This window comes from Rossellomorea arthrocnemi (assembly GCF_904424705.1).
Taxonomy (GTDB): Bacteria; Bacillota; Bacilli; order Bacillales; family Bacillaceae_B; genus Rossellomorea; species Rossellomorea arthrocnemi.
Map to the genome: position 1 here is coordinate 1 of NZ_CAJGBF010000021.1, position 22,251 is coordinate 22,251.

Annotated in this window: 24 protein-coding genes, 2 rRNA genes and 2 other annotated features; all 26 genes read left to right on the forward strand. The window is 42.7% G+C overall.

Annotation, left to right across the window (positions count from 1 at the left end; translation table 11 throughout):
- Positions 1 to 128 (forward strand): 23S ribosomal RNA (locus tag BAA9072_RS19705); the annotation flags it as partial.
- A gap of 103 nt (positions 129 to 231) precedes the next feature.
- Positions 232 to 348, forward strand: a 5S ribosomal RNA gene (gene rrf / locus BAA9072_RS19710).
- 754 nt (positions 349 to 1,102) lie between these two features.
- Positions 1,103 to 1,564: a CtsR family transcriptional regulator gene (locus BAA9072_RS19715; RefSeq protein WP_201716397.1), complete on the forward strand. Its 462-nt coding sequence runs from the start codon at positions 1,103 to 1,105 to the stop codon at positions 1,562 to 1,564.
- Positions 1,565 to 1,584: 20 nt separating this feature from the next.
- The gene (locus BAA9072_RS19720; RefSeq protein ID WP_201716398.1) at positions 1,585 to 2,133 is read left to right on the forward strand and encodes a UvrB/UvrC motif-containing protein; all 549 of its coding nucleotides are present in this window, start codon (positions 1,585 to 1,587) and stop codon (positions 2,131 to 2,133) included.
- Positions 2,130 to 3,212 carry a protein arginine kinase gene (locus tag BAA9072_RS19725; RefSeq protein WP_201716399.1) on the forward strand — a complete coding sequence of 361 codons (1,083 nt, stop codon included), beginning with the start codon at positions 2,130 to 2,132 and terminating at the stop codon, positions 3,210 to 3,212. Before BAA9072_RS19720 ends, BAA9072_RS19725 begins: the two co-directional genes overlap by 4 nt.
- Position 3,213: 1 nt before the next feature.
- On the forward strand, positions 3,214 to 5,661 hold the full coding sequence (gene clpC / locus BAA9072_RS19730) for an ATP-dependent protease ATP-binding subunit ClpC (RefSeq protein WP_201716400.1): 2,448 nt from the start codon (positions 3,214 to 3,216) through the stop codon (positions 5,659 to 5,661).
- Between the two features lie 340 nt (positions 5,662 to 6,001).
- Positions 6,002 to 7,378, forward strand: coding sequence for a DNA repair protein RadA (gene radA / locus BAA9072_RS19735; protein ID WP_201716401.1), 1,377 nt, complete (start codon positions 6,002 to 6,004; stop codon positions 7,376 to 7,378).
- Positions 7,379 to 7,381: 3 nt separating this feature from the next.
- A complete protein-coding gene (gene disA / locus BAA9072_RS19740; RefSeq protein WP_201716402.1) occupies positions 7,382 to 8,455 on the forward strand; it encodes a DNA integrity scanning diadenylate cyclase DisA in 1,074 nt (357 codons plus the stop codon).
- Between the two features lie 213 nt (positions 8,456 to 8,668).
- Positions 8,669 to 9,760, forward strand: a complete 1,092-nt coding sequence (locus tag BAA9072_RS19745; RefSeq protein WP_201716403.1) for a PIN/TRAM domain-containing protein — start codon at positions 8,669 to 8,671, stop codon at positions 9,758 to 9,760.
- Between the two features lie 78 nt (positions 9,761 to 9,838).
- Positions 9,839 to 10,543, forward strand: a complete 705-nt coding sequence (gene ispD, locus BAA9072_RS19750; RefSeq protein WP_201716404.1) for a 2-C-methyl-D-erythritol 4-phosphate cytidylyltransferase — start codon at positions 9,839 to 9,841, stop codon at positions 10,541 to 10,543.
- The gene (gene ispF, locus BAA9072_RS19755; RefSeq protein WP_201716405.1) at positions 10,536 to 11,012 is read left to right on the forward strand and encodes a 2-C-methyl-D-erythritol 2,4-cyclodiphosphate synthase; all 477 of its coding nucleotides are present in this window, start codon (positions 10,536 to 10,538) and stop codon (positions 11,010 to 11,012) included. The genes ispD and ispF overlap by 8 nt, the downstream gene beginning before the upstream one ends.
- Before the next feature lie 87 nt (positions 11,013 to 11,099).
- Positions 11,100 to 12,557, forward strand: coding sequence for a glutamate--tRNA ligase (gltX, locus tag BAA9072_RS19760; protein ID WP_201716406.1), 1,458 nt, complete (start codon positions 11,100 to 11,102; stop codon positions 12,555 to 12,557).
- 43 nt (positions 12,558 to 12,600) lie between these two features.
- Positions 12,601 to 12,822, forward strand: a binding site (T-box leader).
- Positions 12,823 to 13,248: 426 nt separating this feature from the next.
- On the forward strand, positions 13,249 to 13,899 hold the full coding sequence (gene cysE / locus BAA9072_RS19765; RefSeq protein ID WP_201716407.1) for a serine O-acetyltransferase: 651 nt from the start codon (positions 13,249 to 13,251) through the stop codon (positions 13,897 to 13,899).
- Entirely contained in the window at positions 13,896 to 15,296 is a 1,401-nt protein-coding gene (cysS, locus tag BAA9072_RS19770; protein ID WP_201716408.1) for a cysteine--tRNA ligase, read from the forward strand. The genes cysE and cysS overlap by 4 nt, the downstream gene beginning before the upstream one ends.
- Positions 15,296 to 15,715 carry a Mini-ribonuclease 3 gene (locus BAA9072_RS19775; RefSeq protein ID WP_201716409.1) on the forward strand — a complete coding sequence of 140 codons (420 nt, stop codon included), beginning with the start codon at positions 15,296 to 15,298 and terminating at the stop codon, positions 15,713 to 15,715. The genes cysS and BAA9072_RS19775 overlap by 1 nt, the downstream gene beginning before the upstream one ends.
- 2 nt (positions 15,716 to 15,717) lie before the next feature.
- Positions 15,718 to 16,461, forward strand: a complete 744-nt coding sequence (rlmB, locus tag BAA9072_RS19780) for a 23S rRNA (guanosine(2251)-2'-O)-methyltransferase RlmB (RefSeq protein WP_201716410.1) — start codon at positions 15,718 to 15,720, stop codon at positions 16,459 to 16,461.
- 5 nt (positions 16,462 to 16,466) lie between these two features.
- Positions 16,467 to 16,976 (forward strand): NYN domain-containing protein, encoded by a 510-nt coding sequence (locus BAA9072_RS19785; RefSeq protein WP_201716411.1) that lies wholly within the window; start codon positions 16,467 to 16,469, stop codon positions 16,974 to 16,976.
- A 77-nt stretch (positions 16,977 to 17,053) separates the two neighbouring features.
- On the forward strand, positions 17,054 to 17,698 hold the full coding sequence (gene sigH / locus BAA9072_RS19790) for an RNA polymerase sporulation sigma factor SigH (protein WP_374056919.1): 645 nt from the start codon (positions 17,054 to 17,056) through the stop codon (positions 17,696 to 17,698).
- 72 nt (positions 17,699 to 17,770) lie between these two features.
- Positions 17,771 to 17,917 carry a 50S ribosomal protein L33 gene (rpmG, locus tag BAA9072_RS19795; protein ID WP_079534455.1) on the forward strand — a complete coding sequence of 49 codons (147 nt, stop codon included), beginning with the start codon at positions 17,771 to 17,773 and terminating at the stop codon, positions 17,915 to 17,917.
- Positions 17,918 to 17,962: 45 nt separating this feature from the next.
- A complete protein-coding gene (secE, locus tag BAA9072_RS19800) occupies positions 17,963 to 18,142 on the forward strand; it encodes a preprotein translocase subunit SecE (RefSeq protein ID WP_201716412.1) in 180 nt (59 codons plus the stop codon).
- Positions 18,143 to 18,312: 170 nt separating this feature from the next.
- A complete protein-coding gene (gene nusG / locus BAA9072_RS19805; RefSeq protein WP_098353402.1) occupies positions 18,313 to 18,846 on the forward strand; it encodes a transcription termination/antitermination protein NusG in 534 nt (177 codons plus the stop codon).
- A gap of 176 nt (positions 18,847 to 19,022) precedes the next feature.
- Complete coding sequence (gene rplK, locus BAA9072_RS19810) at positions 19,023 to 19,448, forward strand: 50S ribosomal protein L11 (RefSeq protein ID WP_032085258.1); 426 nt, start codon at positions 19,023 to 19,025, stop codon at positions 19,446 to 19,448.
- 125 nt (positions 19,449 to 19,573) lie between these two features.
- Complete coding sequence (gene rplA, locus BAA9072_RS19815; protein ID WP_034766007.1) at positions 19,574 to 20,275, forward strand: 50S ribosomal protein L1; 702 nt, start codon at positions 19,574 to 19,576, stop codon at positions 20,273 to 20,275.
- Positions 20,276 to 20,326: 51 nt separating this feature from the next.
- Positions 20,327 to 20,471 (forward strand) — a sequence feature (ribosomal protein L10 leader region).
- A 42-nt stretch (positions 20,472 to 20,513) separates the two neighbouring features.
- Positions 20,514 to 21,014: a 50S ribosomal protein L10 gene (rplJ, locus tag BAA9072_RS19820; protein ID WP_201716436.1), complete on the forward strand. Its 501-nt coding sequence runs from the start codon at positions 20,514 to 20,516 to the stop codon at positions 21,012 to 21,014.
- 57 nt (positions 21,015 to 21,071) lie between these two features.
- Positions 21,072 to 21,431 (forward strand): 50S ribosomal protein L7/L12, encoded by a 360-nt coding sequence (gene rplL, locus BAA9072_RS19825; RefSeq protein WP_201716413.1) that lies wholly within the window; start codon positions 21,072 to 21,074, stop codon positions 21,429 to 21,431.
- Positions 21,432 to 21,554: 123 nt separating this feature from the next.
- Positions 21,555 to 22,163, forward strand: coding sequence for a class I SAM-dependent methyltransferase (locus BAA9072_RS19830; protein ID WP_201716414.1), 609 nt, complete (start codon positions 21,555 to 21,557; stop codon positions 22,161 to 22,163).
- Positions 22,164 to 22,251: the final 88 nt, after the last annotated feature.

Genomic DNA, 22,251 nt, shown 5'->3' on the forward strand with positions numbered 1-22,251 from the left:
CTCGAGATGAGATTTCCCATCACGTAAGTGAGTAAGATCCCTAGAAGATGACTAGGTAGATAGGTCAGAGATGGAAGCATGGCGACATGTGGAGTTGACTGATACTAATCGATCGAGGACTTAACCACAAAGAGTCATGATTTTAATGAACAACAATTGGTCGATATTCGGCTTTCTTGACATCAATCCTTTATCTAGTTTTGAAGGAACAACCCTTCAATTGAATAGTCGTCTGGTGATAATGGCGAAGAGGTCACACCCGTTCCCATGCCGAACACGGAAGTTAAGCTCTTCAGCGCCGATGGTAGTTGGGGGATCTCCCCCTGTGAGAGTAGGACGTCGCCAGGCACAATGTGAAGAAAGAGTAGCTCTTAGGAGTTACTCTTTTTTGGTTTTGAGAACTATATGTATTTGGTATCTCCTTAACCTCCCATTGAAGGATGCCAAACGAAGCGGCGTAAAGAAAAATCGACATTGTGGCACGATTCTTTGAAATGGCGCATGATTAATCACATAGTCGCATGAAAAATTGAATTCTCGCATGATGATCCTACATCCGGCATGATTGCTTTCGTATCCCGCATGATTGTTCCTCAAAGCTAATCGAAATTTAATACCGGCCTACTAAAACGCCTGAAAACACTCATCCCCATCTATATTCTGAGCTGAAATAGCCAATATCAATGAGAAAAGAGATCAAAAAGCGAAAAGCACGCTATTTTAGGAAGGAAACCTCTGCCTGCCAGCGGGAAAGGTTATTTCTTTGGGACAATGAAAAAATGGCGCCATGCATTCCTGTTATAAATAACCCTATTTTTTCCAAAAATAATTGGATAGTTCCCTCACCTTAGTGCCTTTACAAACGGGTCTAATTCTCAAGCAGGCTTAAAAAACCTTCCCCGATCTAACCACTATACTTCTTGTCCAACATGTTCCCAGTCCCCCATTTTCTAATTTCTATCCAATAATCTCGCTTTCCCACGTTTAAAACTTTCCTTAAACAGGAAAACTTCTAAGGTCAAACTTCATAATTGCAAAGTTTAAAACACGGTTGTATAATTATAGTCAAATATAGTCAAAGTCAAAATGAGGAGGAGGTTTGATGAGGAACATATCCGACATCATTGAACATTATTTAAAGAATGTTTTAGAACTGAGTGAAAGTGAGATAGTCGAGATTAAAAGAAGCGAGATCGCTGATAAGTTTCAATGTGTTCCTTCTCAAATTAACTATGTAATCAATACCCGTTTCACAATTGAACGAGGGTATGTAGTAGAAAGTAAAAGGGGTGGCGGTGGCTACATCCGGATTATGAAGGTGAAGGCCCACGATCAAGTTCATTTGATCGACCAATTAGTGGCACTGATTTCACAAACGATCAGCCAGAATACGGCAGCTGATATTGTTTTTCGGTTAGTAGAAGAAGAAATCATTTCTGAACGAGAAGCCAAGATCATGCTGAGCGTGATGGATCGTTCAGTCATCTTGGTCGAATTACCCGAACGGGATGTCCTGAGAGGAAGAATGCTTAGAGCCATGCTGGATACATTGAAGTATGAGTAAGTGATAAAGAGGTGAATGAGATGGTTTGTCAAGAGTGTAATGAAAGACCTGCGACCCTTCATTTTACCAAGGTGGTAAATGGGGAAAAGACAGAGGTTCATTTATGTGAGCAATGTGCTCAGGATAAGGGTGAAATGTTTATGTTTGATTCTTCTCCGGGCTTTTCTGTGAACAACCTATTGGCGGGTCTTCTTAATATAGCTCCTTCATTTAAGCAGGCAAAGGAAACAGAGATTCCTAAGACAGAAGTTTTACAGTGTGAAAAATGTAAAATGACAATTCACCAGTTCATAAATGTAGGACGCTTTGGTTGTGCCCATTGTTATGAGACGTTTAGAGATGAGCTTACTCCACTGCTAAAGCGCGTTCATAGCGGTAACGTGGAGCATCATGGAAAGGTCCCTGAGCGTATGGGTGGGACCATCCATACGAAAAAGAAAATACAGCAGTTGAAATCTGACTTGCAAACGATGATTGCAGATGAAGAATTTGAAAAAGCAGCTGAAATCCGAGACGAAATCCGCTCCCTGGAAAAGGATATCAAGAAAGAGGGAGGCGATAAAGAATGAGTCTGGAGAAGTTCTTGAGTAACGCTCTCAGTTCTTGGATGTGTGAGGAGGGTCCGAATTCGGATATTGTTCTCAGCTCCCGAGTAAGGCTTGCGAGGAATCTGACGGAATTTCGATTTTCCACTCTTTACTCATCTGAGGAAGCTCGGGAGATTGTGGAACGTGTGAAGGAAAAACTGACTTTTTACCCGGGGAATTTAGGGGAATTAGAATTTTTGCCTACAAGTGAGATTCAGCCTCTCCAAAAGAGGGTATTAATGGAGAAACACCTTATCAGTCCAAATCTGGCAGAGGACACGAACTACGGTGCCGTCCTTTTATCGAGTGAAGAAGATATTAGCATAATGGTAAACGAAGAGGACCATATTCGAATACAGTGTTTATATCCAGGTCTTCAGTTGAAGGAAGCCTTGCAGAAAGCCAATCAGATCGATGATTGGTTTGAGAGTGAATTTGATTTTGCGTTTGACGAGAAGCATGGATATTTAACAACTTGTCCCACCAATGTAGGAACGGGGCTCAGAGCTTCCGTCATGATGCATTTACCGGGGCTTGTGTTAACACAGCAATTAAACCGTATTATTCCCGCTATCAATCAATTGGGATTAGTAGTAAGAGGGATCTACGGGGAAGGCAGTGAAGCGTTGGGAAACATCTTTCAGATATCGAATCAAACGACTCTTGGTAAGTCTGAAGAGGATATCGTAGAAGACTTGTTAAGCGTTGTGAAGCAGATCATCGAGAAAGAACAATCAGCAAGGGACGCATTAGTTCAAACGTCAAACATACAATTAGAAGATAGAATCTTCCGCTCTTTAGGGGTGTTGGAGCACAGCAGGATCATTGAGTCCAAGGAAGCTGCGAAGTGTTTATCGGATGTAAGGCTTGGAATTGATTTAGGATACATCAAAGTTATATCTAAGAATATATTGAATGAACTAATGATTTTAACCCAACCTGGTTTTTTACAACAATATTCTGGAGGTCCATTGAGACCAAATGAAAGAGATATAAGAAGGTCATCTTTGATTCGAGAGCGAATTAAGTTAGATAAAGATACATGTGAGGAGGAAAAATAATATGATGTTTGGTCGATTTACAGAAAGAGCCCAAAAAGTATTGGCATTAGCTCAAGAAGAAGCGATTCGTTTGCAGCACAGTAATATTGGTACTGAACATATTTTATTAGGACTTGTCCGCGAAGGTGAAGGGATTGCCGCCAAGGCCCTTACGGCATTAGGTCTGAGCCCTGAAAAGATTCAGAAGGAAGTCGAAGGGTTAATCGGGAAAGGAACCGAGAAATCTCAAACGATCCATTATACACCGCGTGCGAAGAAAGTGATTGAGCTTTCCATGGATGAGGCTAGGAAATTGGGTCACTCATATGTAGGAACAGAACATATTTTATTAGGGTTAATTCGTGAAGGTGAAGGAGTAGCCGCCCGCGTACTTGGTAATCTTGGCGTCAGCTTGAATAAAGCAAGGCAGCAGGTATTGCAGTTACTTGGCAGCAATGATTCAAGCAATCACCAGGGTGGGGGCAATGCCAATGCCAATACGCCTACTCTTGATAGCTTAGCTCGTGATTTAACGTCGATTGCCCGTGAAGGCAGCTTAGATCCCGTCATCGGACGAAGCAAAGAAATTCAGCGTGTCATTGAAGTCCTAAGTCGACGTACCAAGAATAACCCGGTGTTAATCGGCGAGCCTGGTGTAGGTAAGACTGCGATTGCAGAGGGTCTTGCACAACAGATCATTGCCAATGAAGTACCTGAAATTCTAAGGGATAAACGAGTTATGACCCTTGATATGGGTACTGTAGTAGCAGGTACAAAATACCGTGGGGAATTTGAGGATCGACTGAAGAAAGTCATGGATGAAATCCGTCAAGCGGGTAACATCATCCTGTTCATCGATGAACTTCATACCCTGATAGGTGCAGGTGGAGCAGAAGGTGCCATTGATGCTTCAAACATCTTAAAACCATCTCTTGCCCGCGGAGAGTTACAGTGTATCGGTGCTACCACATTAGATGAATACCGTAAATATATCGAAAAGGATGCTGCCCTCGAGCGTCGTTTCCAGCCAATTCAAGTCAATGAGCCAACAGCAGTTGAATCTATTCAGATACTGAAAGGTTTACGCGATCGTTATGAAGCACATCACCGTGTATCCATTACTGATGAAGCAATTGATGCGGCTGTGAAGATGTCGGATCGCTATATTTCTGACAGATTTCTTCCTGATAAGGCGATCGATTTAATCGATGAGGCTGGTTCTAAGGTACGCTTACGCTCTTACACTACACCGCCAAACCTGAAGGAGCTTGAAGCAAAGCTTGAGGAAATCCGCAAAGAGAAGGATGCAGCTGTTCAAAGTCAGGAATTTGAAAAGGCTGCATCGTTACGGGATTCCGAACAAAAGCTTCGGGAAGAATTAGAAGAAACAAAGAACACGTGGAAAGAGAAACAAGGTCAGGAAAATACAGAAGTAACTGTTGAAGATATTGCAAAGGTTGTATCGAACTGGACAGGAGTACCGGTATCGAAACTAGCGCAAACGGAAACGGATCGTTTACTAAAATTAGAGGAGATCCTTCATTCCAGAGTCATTGGTCAATCGGAGGCGGTTGTAGCCGTATCAAAAGCTGTTCGACGTGCAAGAGCAGGTTTAAAGGATCCGAAACGTCCAATCGGTTCATTTGTCTTCCTGGGACCAACTGGAGTAGGGAAAACAGAATTGGCTCGTGCACTTGCTGAATCGATGTTCGGTGATGAGGATGCGATGATTCGTATTGATATGTCTGAGTACATGGAAAAACACTCCACTTCCCGCTTAGTCGGTTCACCTCCAGGATATGTTGGATACGAAGAAGGCGGTCAGTTAACAGAAAAAGTTCGCCGAAAACCGTATTCCGTGGTTCTTTTGGATGAAATTGAAAAAGCACATCCGGACGTATTCAACATCCTCCTGCAAGTATTAGAGGATGGCCGTCTAACAGATTCCAAGGGAAGAACGGTAGACTTTAGAAATACAGTCTTGATCATGACATCGAACGTCGGTGCACAGTCCCTTAAGAGCAATAAATATGTCGGGTTCAATATTCAGGATGGAAAACAAGATTATAAAGATATGAAAGGTAAGGTCATGGAAGAACTGAAGCGTGCTTTCCGACCTGAGTTCCTTAACCGTATTGATGAAATCATTGTGTTCCATTCACTTGAAAAAGATCACTTGAAAGAGATTGTGACATTGATGTCGAACCAGTTGACAAGCCGTTTGAAAGAGCAGGATATCCATTTAGAGCTTTCCCTCGCTGCCAAAGAGAAAATTGCAGATGAAGGGTTTGATCCTGAATACGGTGCGCGTCCACTGCGTCGAGCCATTCAGAAATATGTTGAGGATAAACTGTCAGAAGAGCTATTGAGAGGTAAAGTGCTGACAGGACAGAATGTTTTGATCGATGTAGAAGATAATGAGTTTGTTGTAAAAGTTAAAGAAGAAGAAGCAGCCAACACTCCGACATAATAGCAAGGCGGATTAAGAGGTACACGTATATGTTTTTCGTGTACCTCTTTTATCATAAATGGAAGCTTAAGGAGATTTCGTGAATGCTTGTCGCCTCATTTCAAGCCGCCTGCGCTTTTGGTATTGTCCAGCTCCGGCGGCTAGAGGCTCGAGGTCATTAGCCAAGTTCACTAAAAAGGCAAAAAACGCCTTTCCAGTGAACTCGACTAATGCTTGTCACCTCTGTTCAAGCCGCCTGCGCTTTTCTTGAATCCCTTACATAAAACCGTTACAATCATTCCAAATGGTATTATCATGGATAGTTATGAGTACAAATAGAGTTAAAGAGGAGAAGAATAGATTGGCAAAGAAAAAGACTAAGTTTGTGTGTTCATCTTGTGGGTATGAATCTGCTAAATGGATGGGGAAATGTCCGGGGTGTAACGAATGGAATACGATGGTGGAAGAGGTTGAGATGACTGGGAAGAAGCCACGCGGGTCGTTTATGCATTCGGAAAATAACGGGCCATCTAAAGCAGAGAAGTTGATCTCCATCAAAACCAAACAGGAGCCGAGGGTATTGACTGAGTCAAAAGAGCTGAACCGGGTGTTGGGCGGAGGAGTCGTACCCGGGTCACTGGTGTTAATCGGAGGAGACCCGGGTATTGGAAAATCTACTTTATTGCTACAAGTTTCGGCTCAGCTTGCTGATCAGAAGCAAAAGGTTTTATATATATCCGGAGAAGAATCCATCAAGCAAACAAAGCTTCGGGCAGACCGATTACATGTTGAATCAGATGATTTATATATATTTGCGGAAACGAATCTTGAGTTGATCCATCAAACGATTGAACAAATTTTACCTGATTTTGTCATCATTGACTCAATCCAAACGATTTTCCATCCTGATGTGACGTCTGCCCCGGGCAGTGTATCCCAGGTGAGGGAGTGTACAGCAGAGTTGATGAGAATCGGAAAAACAAAGGGCATCGCCATTTTTATTGTCGGGCATGTTACCAAAGAAGGATCAATTGCAGGGCCGCGTTTATTGGAACATATGGTCGATACCGTGTTGTATTTTGAAGGGGAGCGTCATCATTCGTACCGTATTTTAAGAGCGGTAAAGAATCGCTTTGGATCCACGAATGAGATGGGAATCTTTGAGATGAAGGAGCTCGGGTTGGAGGAAGTGGCAAACCCCTCTGAGATTTTCCTGGAAGAACGTTCACAAGGTGCGGCCGGTTCGACGGTCGTTGCTTCGATGGAGGGGACGAGACCCGTTCTTGTAGAGATTCAGGCTCTTGTGACACCAACCAGCTTTAACAATCCCCGAAGGATGGCGACAGGGATTGATCATAGCAGGGTTTCACTTATCATGGCGGTGTTGGAGAAACGGGCAGGGATGCTTTTGCAGCAGCAGGATGCCTACCTGAAAGTGGCAGGTGGGGTCAAGCTGGACGAACCGGCGATTGATTTGGCCGTCGCTGCAAGTATCGCCTCAAGCTTTCGGGATAGAGCGTCCAGTGCCCATGATTGCATTATTGGAGAAGTCGGTTTAACAGGTGAGATAAGAAGGGTATCGAGAATAGAGCAACGTGTGCAGGAAGCGGCTAAGCTGGGATTTAAACGAGTGATTATCCCCCAAAATAACTTAAGTGGGTGGCAGCCGCCTACCGATATAGAGGTTACAGGAGTAGCAAATATTAACGAAGCACTGTCAATTATTTTAGGAGGATAAGGAATGGAAGATAAGAAGGCAAGAGATAAATCCATGTCGGATATATTACAATTTGTTGCTCCCGGTGCCCCTATAAGGGATGGTATTGACAATGTGTTGAGAGCCAATACGGGTGGCCTTATTGTGGTTGGGTACAATGATAAGGTGAAATCTGTGTTGGACGGGGGATTTCACATTAATTGTGCTTTCTCTCCAAGCTACCTGTATGAACTGGCTAAGATGGACGGGGCCATCATTCTGAATGAAGCGGGTACTAAGATCATTTTGGCAAACGCACAGTTGGCTCCCGATGTTTACGTTCCCTCCACAGAAACAGGAATGAGACATCGTACGGCAGAGCGGGTCGCCAGGCAGACCAATGCCCTTGTGATTGCCATTTCCCAACGGAGAAACGTCATCACTTTGTACCAAGGAAACTTCCGATATGCTTTAAAGGACATCTCTGTCATCTTGACGAAGGCCAACCAGGCGATTCAAACCTTGGAGAAGTATAAGGTGGTTCTCGATCAGAGTATTTCAAATTTATCGGTGTTGGAGTTTGAGGAGCTAGTCACTCAAAGTGACTTGCTGCAGGTTCTTCACCGGTTCGAGATGGTTTTGAGGATCAAGAACGAGTTATTGACTTATCTCAGCGAGCTCGGTGTCGAGGGCAGGTTGATCCGTCTTCAGATGAATGAGCTATTGACGGATATTGAAGATGAGGCGATGCTCATAATCCGGGATTACTCTCAGGAAAGAAATATCAAACCGTTTGAACTTCTCTATAAATTCCAGGAACTTGTTCATTCAGAAGTATTAGAGGATAATGTCCTCTTAAAGTTACTAGGCTATCATGGCTATGTCCATCACGATGATGCCATCTACCCAAGAGGATACCGGGTGTTGAATAAGATTCCACGTTTACCGATCGTGATCATTGAAAATCTTATCACACGGTTCGAAACCCTTCCCCATGTTGTGAGTGCTTCTGTGGATGACTTGGATGAAGTCGAAGGAATTGGAGAGGTGAGAGCAAGGAAAATTAAAGAGGGGTTAAAATTGATTAAGGAACAAACGTTTGCAGATCGTCAGTTGTAGGTATGAAGACCTGCGCTTGCCAAATATGGTATAAATGCAGCATTTTCAAAAAATTGACAGTCACAATAAGACATGTTAGCCTTCACTTAAGGAAGCTGTTAAAATGGGATAACTATATCAAAATTGTTTCTATTGTATGAAATTTGAAATTTTCAAGGCTGACACGTTTCAAAAATAGTAAATTGTTTATAATGAGTAGGAGGAGGTGAGGGAATGTTAAAAAGAATCGTTCAAGCGTGCTTCCTTATCGTCGGGGGGACACTAGGGATATTTCTACTTCCCGAATTATTTACCGTCATAAATTTATCAGACATTCCTTTAATAAATAACCCTTATATGACTGCTATATTTGGTGCCATCATTTTTTATATTCTTACGTTTTGGGCAGTCGAGTATGTCGTCAATTTCGTCAAGTGGTTTGAAGATAGCTTGGTAAAGGCACCGGTAACTGATTTATTATTTGGTAGTTTAGGACTGATTATCGGTCTGTTTGTTGCCTATTTATTTGGGATCCCGTTCAATCAGATGGAGATTCCGATTGTGAATACGGTGGTTCCTATTCTATTAACGCTCCTTCTTGGATATATAGGATTCCAGGTTGGTTTTAAGAAAAGGGATGAACTGGTTGGTCTATTAGGCACGGCAAACCGAGGTAAGAAAAAAGGCACGGAAGAGGACCTGGATGAAGAGGGTGTTAAGACCCTTAAGATATTGGATACGAGCGTGATTATTGACGGCCGTATAGCGGATATCTGCCAGACAGGATTTTTAGAAGGGATCGTTGTGATTCCTCAATTCGTACTGGAAGAGCTCCAGCATATTGCGGATTCTTCAGATGTATTGAAGCGAAATCGTGGTCGTCGGGGATTGGATATCTTAAATCGTATCCAAAAAGAACTTCCCGTAGAGGTACAAATCTATGAAGGTGACTTTGAAGAAATTCAAGAAGTAGATTCGAAGCTGGTGAAATTAGCAAAGCTTACGAATGGAATCGTTGTGACGAATGATTTTAACTTGAATAAAGTGTGTGACCTTCAAGGTGTACAAGTATTAAATATCAATGACTTAGCCAACGCCGTCAAGCCGGTGGTATTACCTGGTGAAGAATTGAAGGTACAGGTCATTAAAGATGGTAAAGAGCATAACCAGGGAATTGCATACCTGGATGATGGTACGATGATTGTCGTGGAAGAGGGACGCAATTACATCGGTAAGTATATCGATGTCCTCGTAACATCCGTTCTACAAACATCGGCAGGCCGAATGATCTTTGCAAAACCGAAGCAATTAGAAAAAGCATTATAAGAAGGTTGTTTTGCCCTGACTCCATTGATTCAGTAAGGTATAATGAATAGTATTACTTTGTGTTAAAGGAGTTATTCTATGGAATATGAAGTTGTCATTCCGGCTGCAGGGCAGGGAAAACGAATGAAAGCGGGCAAAAACAAACTGCTACTCGAGTTGAAGGGTTGCCCGGTCATCATCCATACATTACGCGTTTTCGAACAGGATCCCCATTGTAAGGGAATCTATTTAGCCATACATCCATCTGAGCGACTTGTATTCTGTGACATGCTAGAACGGTTTGGGATCACGAAGGTCGTCAAGCTAGTTGATGGAGGCGAAGAAAGGCAGCATAGTGTATACAATGCGTTGCTTGAGGTTGATCATGAGATTGTTCTGGTACATGACGGAGCAAGACCATTTATTAAGGAATCCACGATTCACCAATTGGTAGAAAAGACATATTCAACAGGGGCGGCCATTGCGGCCGTGCCTGTTAAAGATACGATCAAAAAAGTACTGGATGGAGAAGTCGAGGAAACGATTGAACGCTCAAGCTTGTGGATGGTTCAAACCCCACAGGCTTTTCGTGTTTCTGTTTTGATAAAGGCACATAAAGATGCTGATCAAGATGGTTTCCTTGGTACAGATGATGCTTCACTGGTAGAAAGATCGGATGTTGAGGTGGCTGTCGTTGAGAGTGATTACGACAACATTAAACTGACCACACCAGAAGATTTATATTTTGCAGAGGCCATTTTGAAGAAGCGAGAGGAAATGAGTGGAGGAGAGGAACATGTTTAGAATCGGACAAGGATTTGATGTCCATCAATTAGTGGAAGAGAGACCGCTTATCATGGGAGGCATTACGATTCCATATGATAAAGGATTATTGGGGCATTCCGATGCGGATGTCTTGTTGCATGCTGTTGCGGATGCGTGCTTAGGTGCTATTGCCGCAGGAGACATCGGCAAGCATTTTCCGGATACAGATCCCGAGTTCAAGGATGCTGATTCAGCAAAACTTCTCGAGCATGTATGGGCTCTTGTGAAAGAGGAAGGTTATGAATTAGGGAATATCGATTGCACGATCATTGCCCAGAAACCTAAGATGGCTCCATATATCGACGAAATGAGACAAAGCATCGCTGCATTATTGGAAGCGGATATTGCTGATGTAAATGTAAAGGCAACTACTTCTGAGAAGCTTGGATTTACCGGAAGAGGCGAAGGGATTGCAGCCCAAACAACTGTATTAATTAAAAAGAAGTAGGGGATAAATTCGCTTTATTCCCATACTTAACGGTGTTAAAATAGGTCATAGACTTTAAAGCAGGAATCATAAGAGGAGGAAATACAAATGACACAGGAAGTACGCGTCCGTTATGCCCCGAGTCCAACGGGTCATTTACATATTGGAAATGCAAGAACCGCTTTATTTAATTACCTTTACGCCCGCAGCGTAGGTGGGAAGTTCATCATACGTATTGAAGACACAGATAAGAAGCGTAATATCGAAGGTGGAGAAGAAAGTCAGCTTAAGTATCTTCAGTGGCTGGGAATCGACTGGGACGAGAGTGTAGACAAGCCGGGTGAATACGGTCCTTATCGTCAATCTGAGCGTAACCATATTTATGAGCAGTACTTAAATGAGTTGTTGGAAAGCGGAAAGGCTTATCAATGCTACTGTACGGAGGAAGAGCTGGAAGCGGAACGTGAAGCTCAATCGGCATCAGGTCAAATGCCACGTTACTCCGGAAAATGCCGCAACCTGACAAAAGAGGATCAGGAGAAATTAGCAGCGGAAGGTCGTCAACCGAGCATTCGTTTTCGTGTACCTGCAGGAAAAGTATATTCTTTCAATGATATCGTGAAAGAAGATGTGGCGTTTGAATCTGATGGCATCGGCGATTTTGTCATTGCGAAAAAAGACGGAACGCCAACCTATAACTTTGCCGTTGCGGTTGATGATTATCTGATGAAAATTTCACACGTTCTACGTGGAGAAGATCATATATCCAATACGCCAAAACAATTAATGATTTTTGAAGCTCTTGGATGGGAAGCTCCTGTTTATGGACATATGACATTAATTGTTAATGAAAGCCGTAAAAAGCTTAGTAAGCGCGATGAAAGTATCATTCAGTTCATCGAGCAATACGAAGCTTTAGGGTACTTACCGGAAGCTTTATTCAACTTCATTGCACTACTCGGCTGGTCTCCAAAAGGAGAGGAAGAGCTATTTTCTAAAGATGAATTTATTGAAATTTTCGACCCGGCGCGTTTATCTACTTCTTCTGCACTGTTCGATAACCAGAAGCTAACATGGATGAACAATCAGTACATGAAGAATTTAGAATTGGCTCAAGTTGTTGAGCTGTCCCTTCCTCATTTAATCAGTGCGGGTAAACTGGACGGGAACATGTCCGATGAGCAGCGTGAATGGGCGGCCCGCGTCATTTCTTTATACCAGGAGCAAATGAGCTTCGGGGCTGAAATCGTTGAGTTGTCTGAAATGTTCTTTAAGGCAGATCTTGAATACGGTGAAGAGGCAAAAGCGGTACTGGAAGAAGAACAGGTCCCTGAAGTCCTTCAAGCTTTCTTGAACGAGATAGAAGCTCTTGAAAATTATGAAGCAGCAGAAATTAAATCCTCTATAAAGGCTGTCCAAAAGTCGACAGGTCATAAGGGGAAAAAGCTCTTTATGCCAATCCGTGTAGCGGTTACGGGTCAGACTCATGGTCCTGAATTGCCGAATGCGATTGAACTTTTAGGGAAAGATACGGTTAAACATCGTCTGCAAAGTCTTTTAGGTTAACATTTTGAAGGAAATGTAATATAGTAAGAGTATCACAATAAATGATATCGCGTTGATGAGGAGAAGTAAGAAAAGGATGCTTAATAGAGAGAACCATCACCGGCTGAAAGTGGTTTAAGCCCCTCCGATTCTGAAATGCACCTCTGAGTCCGTTACTGAAATATAGTAGGTAAAGGCGGTTTCCTACCGTTAACAGGATTTGAGTTGGAGAAGGTTATTTTTCTTTTCAATCAGAGTGGAACCGCGCTACCTAAGCGTCTCTGTCATTTTATTGACAGGGGCGTTTTTTTATTGTCCAGCTCGAGCGGCTAGGCCCTCGAGGTCATAAGCTAAATGGTCCGGGAAGGCAAAAAAACGCCTTCCCGGCCCATTGATCTTATGCTTGCCGGGCCTGAGCAAGCCGCTTGCGCTTTTCTGTTTGTCCAGCTCCGGCGGCTAGAGGCTCGAGGTCATAAGCCAAACCTGCCACAAAGGCAAAGGGCGCCTTTCCAGCAGGTTCGTCTTATGCTTGTCGCCTCTTCCCAAGCCGCCTCCGCTTTTCTGTTTGTCCAGCTCCAGCGGCTAGGCCCTCGAGGTCATAAGCTAAATGGTCCAGGAAGGCAAAAAACGCCTTTCCGGTGGCCTCGCCTTATGCTTGTCGCCTCTGACCAAGCCACCAGCGCTTTTATTTTTTAAAGAGAGGGGGATCCGAATGTTTAAGTCGTTTAAGGAAGATATAGATGTCGTGTTTGATCAGGATCCGGCAGCGAGGAATTATGTGGAGGTCATCCTCACGTATTCGGGTCTTCATGCTATTTGGGCTCATCGTGTTGCTCACGCATTTTTTAAACGTAAATTCTTTTTTATTGCACGGGTCATTTCACAGGTAAGCCGCTTTTTCACGGGAGTGGAAATTCACCCCGGGGCTAAAATCGGCCGGCGTTTTTTCATCGATCATGGGATGGGTGTAGTGATTGGCGAGACATGTGAAATCGGAGATAATGTCACGCTCTTCCAAGGCGTCACCCTCGGTGGAACCGGAAAAGAAAAAGGGAAGAGGCATCCCACCATTCAGGATAATGCCCTTATTGCGACAGGAGCGAAAGTATTAGGATCCATCGTAGTTGGGGAAAATTCTAAGGTAGGAGCAGGGTCCGTGGTCCTGAAAGATGTTCCCCCCAATTCTACCGTAGTCGGCATCCCGGGGAAGGTCGTCATCCAGGACGGAGTGAAGATACTGAAGGACCTGAACCACTGTGATTTGCCGGATCCAATGAACGACCGTATGAAACAGCTTGAAAAAGAAGTGAATGAGTTGAAATCACTATTAAGGGAATATGAGGGAAGGAGTCGATCATCTTGACGATTCGTTTATATAACACACTTACAAGGCAAAAAGAAGAATTCAAACCCCTGGAAGAGGGTAAGGTCAAAATGTATGTGTGCGGACCGACGGTTTATAACTATATCCATATAGGAAATGCCCGACCTGCGATTGTGTTTGACACAGTGAGACGTTATCTGGAATACAGGGGCTATGATGTTCAATTCGTTTCGAATTTCACAGATGTGGATGATAAATTAATTAGAGCGGCTAAGGAACTGGGAGAAGATGTCCCGACTATTGCAAAGCGCTTCATAGATGCTTACTTTGAAGATACAGGAGCCCTCGGATGCAAGCAGGCAGATGTTCATCCGACTGTAACCGATAATATCGACACCATTGTTGATTTTATCACAGCCCTTGTTGAAAAAGGGTATGCCTATGAGTCACAGGGTGATGTTTATTATCGAACAAGAAAGTTTGATGGCTATGGTAAGCTTTCTCATCAGCCTATTGATGAACTGAAAGCGGGAGCCCGGATTGATGTAGGCGACAAAAAAGAGGACGCCCTTGATTTCGTTCTATGGAAAGCGGCGAAAGAAGGGGAGATCTCTTGGGAAAGTCCATGGGGTGAAGGACGCCCGGGCTGGCATATCGAGTGCTCCGCCATGGCAAAGCGCTACTTGGGAGATACCATTGATATTCACGCCGGGGGACAGGATCTCACCTTCCCTCATCACGAGAATGAAATCGCCCAATCGGAGGCCCTCACAGGTAAGACCTTTGCAAACTATTGGATGCACAATGGATATATTAATATCGATAATGAGAAGATGTCAAAGTCCCTCGGTAATTTCGTATTAGTTCACGATATTATTAAAGAACAAGATCCGCAGGTACTTCGTTTCTTCATGCTATCCGTTCATTACCGTCATCCGATCAACTACAATCTCGAGCTTCTCCAGAACGCAGAGACCTCTTTGGAACGGATCAAGACAGCTTATGACAACTTGAAGCATCGTAAGGAATCAAGTACAAATTTAACGGAGAACAATCAGGAGTGGGTGGACAAAATCGCAGAGTTGAAAAATCAGTTCATTTCAGATATGGATGATGATTTTAACACTGCCAATGGGATATCCGTTTTATTCGAACTATCCAGGCAAGCGAATTATTATTTGATGGAGAAGAATACTTCCACTGAGGTAATTGAAGAATTTTTACAGCATTTCGAAGATTTCTTCTCTGTGCTGGGATTGACTCTTCAGGAAGCGGAACTACTGGACGAAGAAGTGGAAGAGTTGATACAAAAACGTATTCAAGCACGTAAGGACCGTAACTTCCAACTAGCGGATGAAATTCGTGACACATTGAAAGACATGAATATCATTCTGGAAGATACCCCTCAAGGCATACGCTGGAAAAGAGGTTCTTAATGCTGCACGAGACAAATGAACAAATCGAGGCGAAACAGATCAATGCACTGGCACTTGCGTATATGGGGGATGCTGTATATGAAACATATGTACGGCAGCTCCTGTTAACGAAAGGGAAGATCAAACCGAATCAGCTGCACAGAGCGGCGACGAAGTATGTGTCTGCGAAAGCCCAAGCGGCTATTCTCAGAACATTGTTTGATTATGAGGTATTAACGGAAGAAGAGATTTCGATTGTTAAGCGTGGTCGGAATGCGAAATCCGGGACCACCCCTAAAAATACAGATGTACAGACATATAAACATAGTACTGCTTTTGAGGCACTTATTGGATATTTGTTTTTGCTGAATCGGACGGAACGATTAGAGGAACTATTGAAGATCATTTTTGAACAAGCCCAGGCAGGAAAGGAGGAGTAGGAATGAGTAAAGATTTTATCGGAGGAAGAAATCCCGTCATTGAAGCGTTAAAGTCAGGGAGGGATATCAACAAGATTTGGATTGCAGAGGGTTCACAGAAAGGTTCCATTCAGCAAATCGTAGGACTTGCCAAGGAATCGAACGTCATGGTTCAATATGTCCCGAAAAAGAAAATCGAACAGATGGTATCAGAGAATCACCAAGGGGTGGTCGCTTCTGTTGCCGCTTATCAGTATGCTGAACTTGATGATTTGTTTCAAAAAGCAGAACAAAAAGGGGAGGATCCTTTTATTCTGATCCTGGATGAATTGGAAGACCCCCATAACCTGGGGTCCATCATGAGGACTGCAGATGCGGCGGGTGCCCATGGAATCATTATTCCTAAGAGAAGAGCGGTGGGACTTACCTCAACCGTAGCGAAGGCGTCCACTGGTGCCATTGAGCATATCCCCGTTGCCCGCGTGACGAATCTATCGAGAGCGGTGGATGAGCTGAAAGAGCGAGGTGTGTGGGTAGCTGGAACGGATGCGAAGGGAAAGCAGGATTTCCGCCAGTTGGACGGCACTCTTCCTATCGGATTAATTATCGGAAGTGAAGGAAAAGGGATGAGCCGCATTTTGAGAGATAAATGCGATTTCCTTGTTCAGTTGCCTATGATCGGTCATGTTACATCACTAAACGCTTCGGTGGCAGCTAGTATTTTAATGTATGAGGTTTATCGTAAGCGCCACCCATTGGGAGAATAAGGGAGATGGATATTCTCCTTGTGGATGGCTATAACATAATCGGTGCCTGGCCGGAATTAAATGAGTTGAAGCAGAAAGACTTAGCCGCAGCAAGAGACCGCCTGGTCGAACTAATGGCGGAGTATCAAGGGTATACGGGTTACCGTGTCATTGTTGTATTTGATGCCTATTATGTTCAGGGAATTGCCCGGAAATATCAAAATTACAAAGTGGAAGTGCTCTTTACAAGAGAAAATGAAACAGCAGATGAACGAATTGAAAGATTGGCCATTGAATTAAGCAATATCAAAACACAGATTCATGTCGCCACCTCTGATTTTACCGAACAATGGGCGATCTTTGGTCAAGGAGCCCTTCGGAAATCTGCGAGGGAGCTCTTGACCGAAGTGAAAGTCATCGAAAAAAAGATTGAGAGAAAAGTACGAAGCTCAAGTACACAAAGACCGGCTTCTAAGATACAATTGTCTGAAGAAGTTGCTGAAATTTTCGAAAAATGGCGGCGTGGGGAACAATGATAGGTTGACGATTGAATTTTCTGTAATGTATAATATTTCTATCTATTGTTTTGCGCGGGGGGATGTGTGTGAGCAATATCACCAGGACAGAAGCATTTGATAATCGATTAGAAGGCATGGATGATGAAGAGATAATAGAAGCCGTCCATCAGGGTCACAGCGAAGCGTTAGATTTCTTAATCAGGAAATACCGTAATTTTGTAAGAGCGAAAGCACGCTCGTATTTTTTAATAGGGGCAGATAAGGAAGATATAGTCCAGGAAGGTATGATTGGATTATACAAAGCCATCCGGGATTATAAGGAGGACAAGCTGACGTCTTTTAAAGCGTTTGCGGAACTTTGTATCACAAGACAAATCATAACTGCCATTAAGACAGCCACGAGACAGAAGCATATACCGTTGAACTCATATGTTTCATTGGATAAGCCCATTTATGATGATGAATCTGACCGAACGCTATTAGATGTCATTTCAGGTGCGAAAGTAATGGATCCGGAAGCGCTCATTATCAATCGTGAAGAATTCGATAATATGGAGGACAAGATGGCTCAGCTGTTAAGCGACCTTGAGCGGAAAGTCCTGGCCCTTTATTTGGACGGGCAGTCTTATCAGGAGATTTCCGAAGAGCTTAACCGCCATGTGAAGTCCATCGACAACGCATTGCAGCGAGTAAAACGAAAGCTTGAACGGTACTTGGAAGTTCGCGAAATAACCATGTAAAGTCATATTGACACAAATTGGTGGTCATGTTATTTTTGATAGGACTTACTATGTATAATATAGGTGGAATATATGACTACTAAATTAATATTGGCTTGTACGGTGTGCGGTTCGAGGAATTATTCTGTACCGGGAAATCGTAATCAGGCTGTTCGATTAGAATTAAAGAAATTCTGTAATACATGTAATGCTCACACTCTGCACAAAGAAACTAAATAGTGCAGGAAGTCTTGCGTATTGATATTAGTTGGAGGTTACTAACGGATGTTTAAATTCTTTCGCAATGTTGCATTGGAAATGAGAAAGGTCAGCTGGCCTAAACGTAAAGAGTTAACGCGCTATACGATCACGGTTATTACAACAGTGGTATTTGTTGCCCTTTTCTTTGCAGTTATCGACCTGGGCATCTCAGAACTTATGCGATTGATCATTGGTTCTAAGTAAGAGAAACATAGAATTAGTTGTATATATACCATGAAAGCATGGTATAATGAATGTTAATAGAGTACATGACCTTAGAGCCCGTTATCTTTTTACGGGTTTTTTCATTTGGAGAAAAAAGGCGAATGAGTATTCTTAAATAGCGAGGAGGGACGGACGTTTAGTCCTATGTAATGGAGAAGAATTGGTATGTAGTCCATACGTATTCAGGATATGAGAATAAGGTAAAAGCAAACCTTGAGAAACGTGTTGAAACGATGGGGATGCAAGATAAGATCTTCCGAGTGATCGTTCCTGAAGAAGAAGAAACGGACTTTAAGAACGGTAAGAAGAAAGTAGTGAAGAAGAAAGTATTTCCAGGTTATGTGATTGTTGAAATCGTCATGACGGATGATTCCTGGTATGTTGTCCGCAACACACCTGGAGTGACCGGTTTCGTCGGTTCATCAGGATCAGGTTCAAAGCCTACTCCGTTACTGCCGGAAGAAGTGACAAATCTTCTGAAGCAAATGGGCATGACAGAGAAAAAGGTAGAGATCGACTTCGAATTAGGGGAAACTGTAAAAGTGAATGAAGGTCCATTTGCAAACTTTACAGGTTCGATTGAAGAGATCGATAATGCGAAAGCTAAAGTCAAAGTCCACGTTAATATGTTTGGTAGAGACACCCCGGTAGAACTGGATTTCTCCCAGATTGATAAATTATAATGGAAAAGAACTTGAAATCATTCTGAAAAAATGGTACTATTTCATAAGTCAGTGCGTCTCCACAAAGAGATACTGAAACTAATAGACGTTCTTTATGTTGATAAAGACATTTTTTACATTGAGTGGGAGGGTGAAAAACCCAATAACCACATCACGGACTTAAGGAGGTGTGTCTCGTGGCTAAAAAAGTTATCAAAATGGTTAAATTGCAGATTCCTGCCGGTAAAGCTAATCCAGCTCCACCAGTTGGTCCTGCACTAGGTCAAGCAGGTGTTAACATCATGGGATTCTGTAAGGAATTCAATGCTCGTACAGCAGATCAAGCTGGCTTAATCATTCCTGTTGAAATCACGGTATTTGAAGACCGTTCATTTACATTCATCACAAAAACTCCACCCGCTGCTGTTCTTCTTAAGAAAGCTGCAGGTATCGAGTCTGGTTCAGGCGAACCAAACAGCAAGAAAGTGGCAACACTTAAACGCGACAAAGTACGTGAAATTGCTGAAACAAAAATGCCTGACTTAAATGCAGCTAGTGTTGAATCAGCTATGCGCATGGTAGAAGGAACTGCGCGCAGCATGGGTATCGTCATCGAAGACTAATCCCTGCTTCGTTAAAGTAGAGGTTCCTGTTGAACGAGGTTGCGATGATGAAATGTACGTTTCACTCGCAACCTTATTTCGTGGGAGGTTATTCCGCTAAAACCACATATAGGAGGAAATTTATAATGGCTAAAAAAGGTAAAAAGTTTCTTGAAGCTCAAAAGCTTGTAGATCGTACTACAGCTTACTCAGTGGAAGAAGCAATCGAACTAGTTAAGAAAACAAACTTCGCTAAGTTTGACGCAACGATTGAAGTAGCGTTCCGCTTAGGTGTAGATACACGTAAAAACGACCAGCAAATCCGTGGAGCAGTTGTACTTCCTCATGGAACTGGTAAAACTCAAAAGGTTCTTGTATTCGCTAAAGGCGATAAAGCTAAAGAAGCAGAAGCTGCCGGCGCTGATTTCGTAGGTGATGCAGAACTTATCAACAAGATCAACCAAGGTTGGTTCGAGTTCGACGTAATCGTTGCAACTCCAGACATGATGGGTGAAGTTGGTAAGCTTGGTCGTGTATTAGGACCTAAAGGTTTAATGCCAAACCCTAAAACTGGTACAGTTACATTTGACGTAACGAAAGCTGTTAATGAAATCAAAGCAGGTAAAGTTGAATACCGTGCTGACAAATCAGGTAACGTTCATGTTCCTGTTGGAAAGATTTCATTCGATAACGAAAAGCTTGTTGAAAACTTTGCTACAATGTATGAAACAATGCTTAAAGTTAAACCTGCTGCTGCAAAAGGAACTTACATGAAAAACGTTTCTGTAACTTCTACAATGGGACCTGGCGTTAAAGTCGATCCTTCAACTTTCGCAGTTAAGGCATAATTTGGTATTGACTTACCATGAACTAGTGATTATAATTAGTTCTGTTGTTAAAAAACGAATACATTTGTACCGTAGACAGTAGGGGCTCATTACGAGCTTAATATCCTGCCGAGGTAATTGCGATAAAATAACCGCTTATAGCGTGTTTGCAATGCCCTTATGTCTACCTTGACATAAGGGCATTTTTTATTGGATGACGGTATAAATGTTCATCAGTCAATCTACAGGAGGTGTAATGATGAGCAGCATTCTAGATCAAAAGAAACACATCGTTGGAGAAATCTCTGACAAGCTAAAAAACAGTGTATCTACAATCGTTGTAGATTACCGTGGCCTAGACGTTTCCGAAGTAACTGAGCTTCGTAAACAACTTCGTGAAGCTGGCATCGAGTTCAAAGTGTACAAAAACACTATGGTACGTCGTGCGGCAGAAGAAGCTGGTCTTGAAGGGTTAAACGAATTCTTAACTGGTCCTAACGCAATCGCGTTCAGTACAGAAGAAGTAGTTGCACCTGCAAAGATCCTTAACAGCTTCGCTAAAGAACACGAAGCGCTTGAAATCAAAACGGGTGTCATCGAAGGAACAATCACTTCAGTTGAGGATGTTAAAGCAATTGCTGAACTTCCAAACCGCGAAGGACTTCTTTCTATGCTACTCAGCGTGCTTCAAGCACCAATGCGCAACTTTGCGTTGGCAACAAAAGCCGTTGCAGATCAAAAAGAAGAGCAAGGCGCGTAAGCTAAAGCAAGTCGTTTAAATAAAAAATAAGCAAACATCACAAGGAGGAAATTTAAAATGAGTAAAGAGCAAATCATTGACGCGATTAAAGAAATGTCAGTTCTTGAATTAAATGATCTAGTTAAAGCAATCGAAGAAGAATTCGGAGTAACTGCTGCTGCACCTGTAGCTGTAGCTGCTGGTGGCGGAGACGCTGCTGCAGAAAAAACTGAATTCGACGTAATCCTTGAGAGCGCTGGAGCTCAAAAAATCAAGGTTATCAAAGTTGTTCGTGAAATCACAGGTCTTGGCCTTAAAGAAGCGAAAGAAATGGTTGATAACACTCCTAAAGCTCTTAAAGAAGGTATTTCTAAAGAGGAAGCTGAAGAACTTAAAGCTAAACTTGAAGAAGTTGGAGCTGGCGTAGAAGTTAAGTAATGATTGTATAGATGAAAAGCTCGCTATTGTTGGCGGGCTTTTTTCTTGTCTGGCTTCTACCTTCATTTTCTTTTGGGAAAGATGGTTAACAGACAGAAGGTACAAATGGATGGAGATGATATAATGACCAATCACTATTATTCCCATAACCCGGATGTAGAAAGTAACCCCCAAACCATAACCTTTGAATTAAGAGGGCATACGTTCCGTTTCAAAACGGACCAGGGTGTCTTTTCGAAAAAAGAAGTGGATTTTGGATCAAGAGCGTTAATCGAAGCGTTTGAAATTCCTGCTGTTAAGGGTGCGTTATTGGATGTCGGCTGTGGATATGGCCCGATCGGGTTGTCCCTGGCAAAAGACCTTGTGGATCGAAAGGTTCATATGATTGATGTAAATGAGAGAGCATTGTCTTTGGCGGAAGAAAACGCTAAAGAGAATAAAGTTCAGAATGTGAGCATCTATCAAAGTGACCGATATGCGAGTGTCTTCGAAAAGGAGTTTGCTGCCATTTTAACGAATCCACCAATACGGGCAGGGAAAGAAACCGTTCATTCCATTCTTGAAAATAGTTACGACCATCTGACGGAACTGGGTGAATTGTGGGTCGTTATCCAAAAGAAACAAGGTGCTCCATCTGCCATGGATAAAATGGAAAAACTGTTTTCAAATGTAGAGATTGTCACAAGGAAAAAGGGATACTACATCTTGAAATCGGTAAAAGAAATCCGTTGACGTAGCTTTACTGCTATGATAACATTATAAAATGCAAAAATATTATTTTCCGGTATTATGTCCATATGTATATATATTGGATGAATTG

Coding starts and splice junctions, on each gene's coding strand:
- BAA9072_RS19715 (WP_201716397.1), top strand. CDS start 1,103: ATGAGGAACATATCCGACATCATTGAACATTATTTAAAGAATGTTTTA.
- BAA9072_RS19720 (WP_201716398.1), top strand. CDS start 1,585: ATGGTTTGTCAAGAGTGTAATGAAAGACCTGCGACCCTTCATTTTACC.
- BAA9072_RS19725 (WP_201716399.1), top strand. CDS start 2,130: ATGAGTCTGGAGAAGTTCTTGAGTAACGCTCTCAGTTCTTGGATGTGT.
- clpC (WP_201716400.1), top strand. CDS start 3,214: ATGATGTTTGGTCGATTTACAGAAAGAGCCCAAAAAGTATTGGCATTA.
- disA (WP_201716402.1), top strand. CDS start 7,382: ATGGAAGATAAGAAGGCAAGAGATAAATCCATGTCGGATATATTACAA.
- BAA9072_RS19745 (WP_201716403.1), top strand. CDS start 8,669: ATGTTAAAAAGAATCGTTCAAGCGTGCTTCCTTATCGTCGGGGGGACA.
- ispD (WP_201716404.1), top strand. CDS start 9,839: ATGGAATATGAAGTTGTCATTCCGGCTGCAGGGCAGGGAAAACGAATG.
- ispF (WP_201716405.1), top strand. CDS start 10,536: ATGTTTAGAATCGGACAAGGATTTGATGTCCATCAATTAGTGGAAGAG.
- gltX (WP_201716406.1), top strand. CDS start 11,100: ATGACACAGGAAGTACGCGTCCGTTATGCCCCGAGTCCAACGGGTCAT.
- cysE (WP_201716407.1), top strand. CDS start 13,249: ATGTTTAAGTCGTTTAAGGAAGATATAGATGTCGTGTTTGATCAGGAT.
- BAA9072_RS19775 (WP_201716409.1), top strand. CDS start 15,296: ATGCTGCACGAGACAAATGAACAAATCGAGGCGAAACAGATCAATGCA.
- rlmB (WP_201716410.1), top strand. CDS start 15,718: ATGAGTAAAGATTTTATCGGAGGAAGAAATCCCGTCATTGAAGCGTTA.
- BAA9072_RS19785 (WP_201716411.1), top strand. CDS start 16,467: ATGGATATTCTCCTTGTGGATGGCTATAACATAATCGGTGCCTGGCCG.
- rpmG (WP_079534455.1), top strand. CDS start 17,771: ATGACTACTAAATTAATATTGGCTTGTACGGTGTGCGGTTCGAGGAAT.
- secE (WP_201716412.1), top strand. CDS start 17,963: ATGTTTAAATTCTTTCGCAATGTTGCATTGGAAATGAGAAAGGTCAGC.
- nusG (WP_098353402.1), top strand. CDS start 18,313: ATGGAGAAGAATTGGTATGTAGTCCATACGTATTCAGGATATGAGAAT.
- rplA (WP_034766007.1), top strand. CDS start 19,574: ATGGCTAAAAAAGGTAAAAAGTTTCTTGAAGCTCAAAAGCTTGTAGAT.
- rplJ (WP_201716436.1), top strand. CDS start 20,514: ATGAGCAGCATTCTAGATCAAAAGAAACACATCGTTGGAGAAATCTCT.
- rplL (WP_201716413.1), top strand. CDS start 21,072: ATGAGTAAAGAGCAAATCATTGACGCGATTAAAGAAATGTCAGTTCTT.
- BAA9072_RS19830 (WP_201716414.1), top strand. CDS start 21,555: ATGACCAATCACTATTATTCCCATAACCCGGATGTAGAAAGTAACCCC.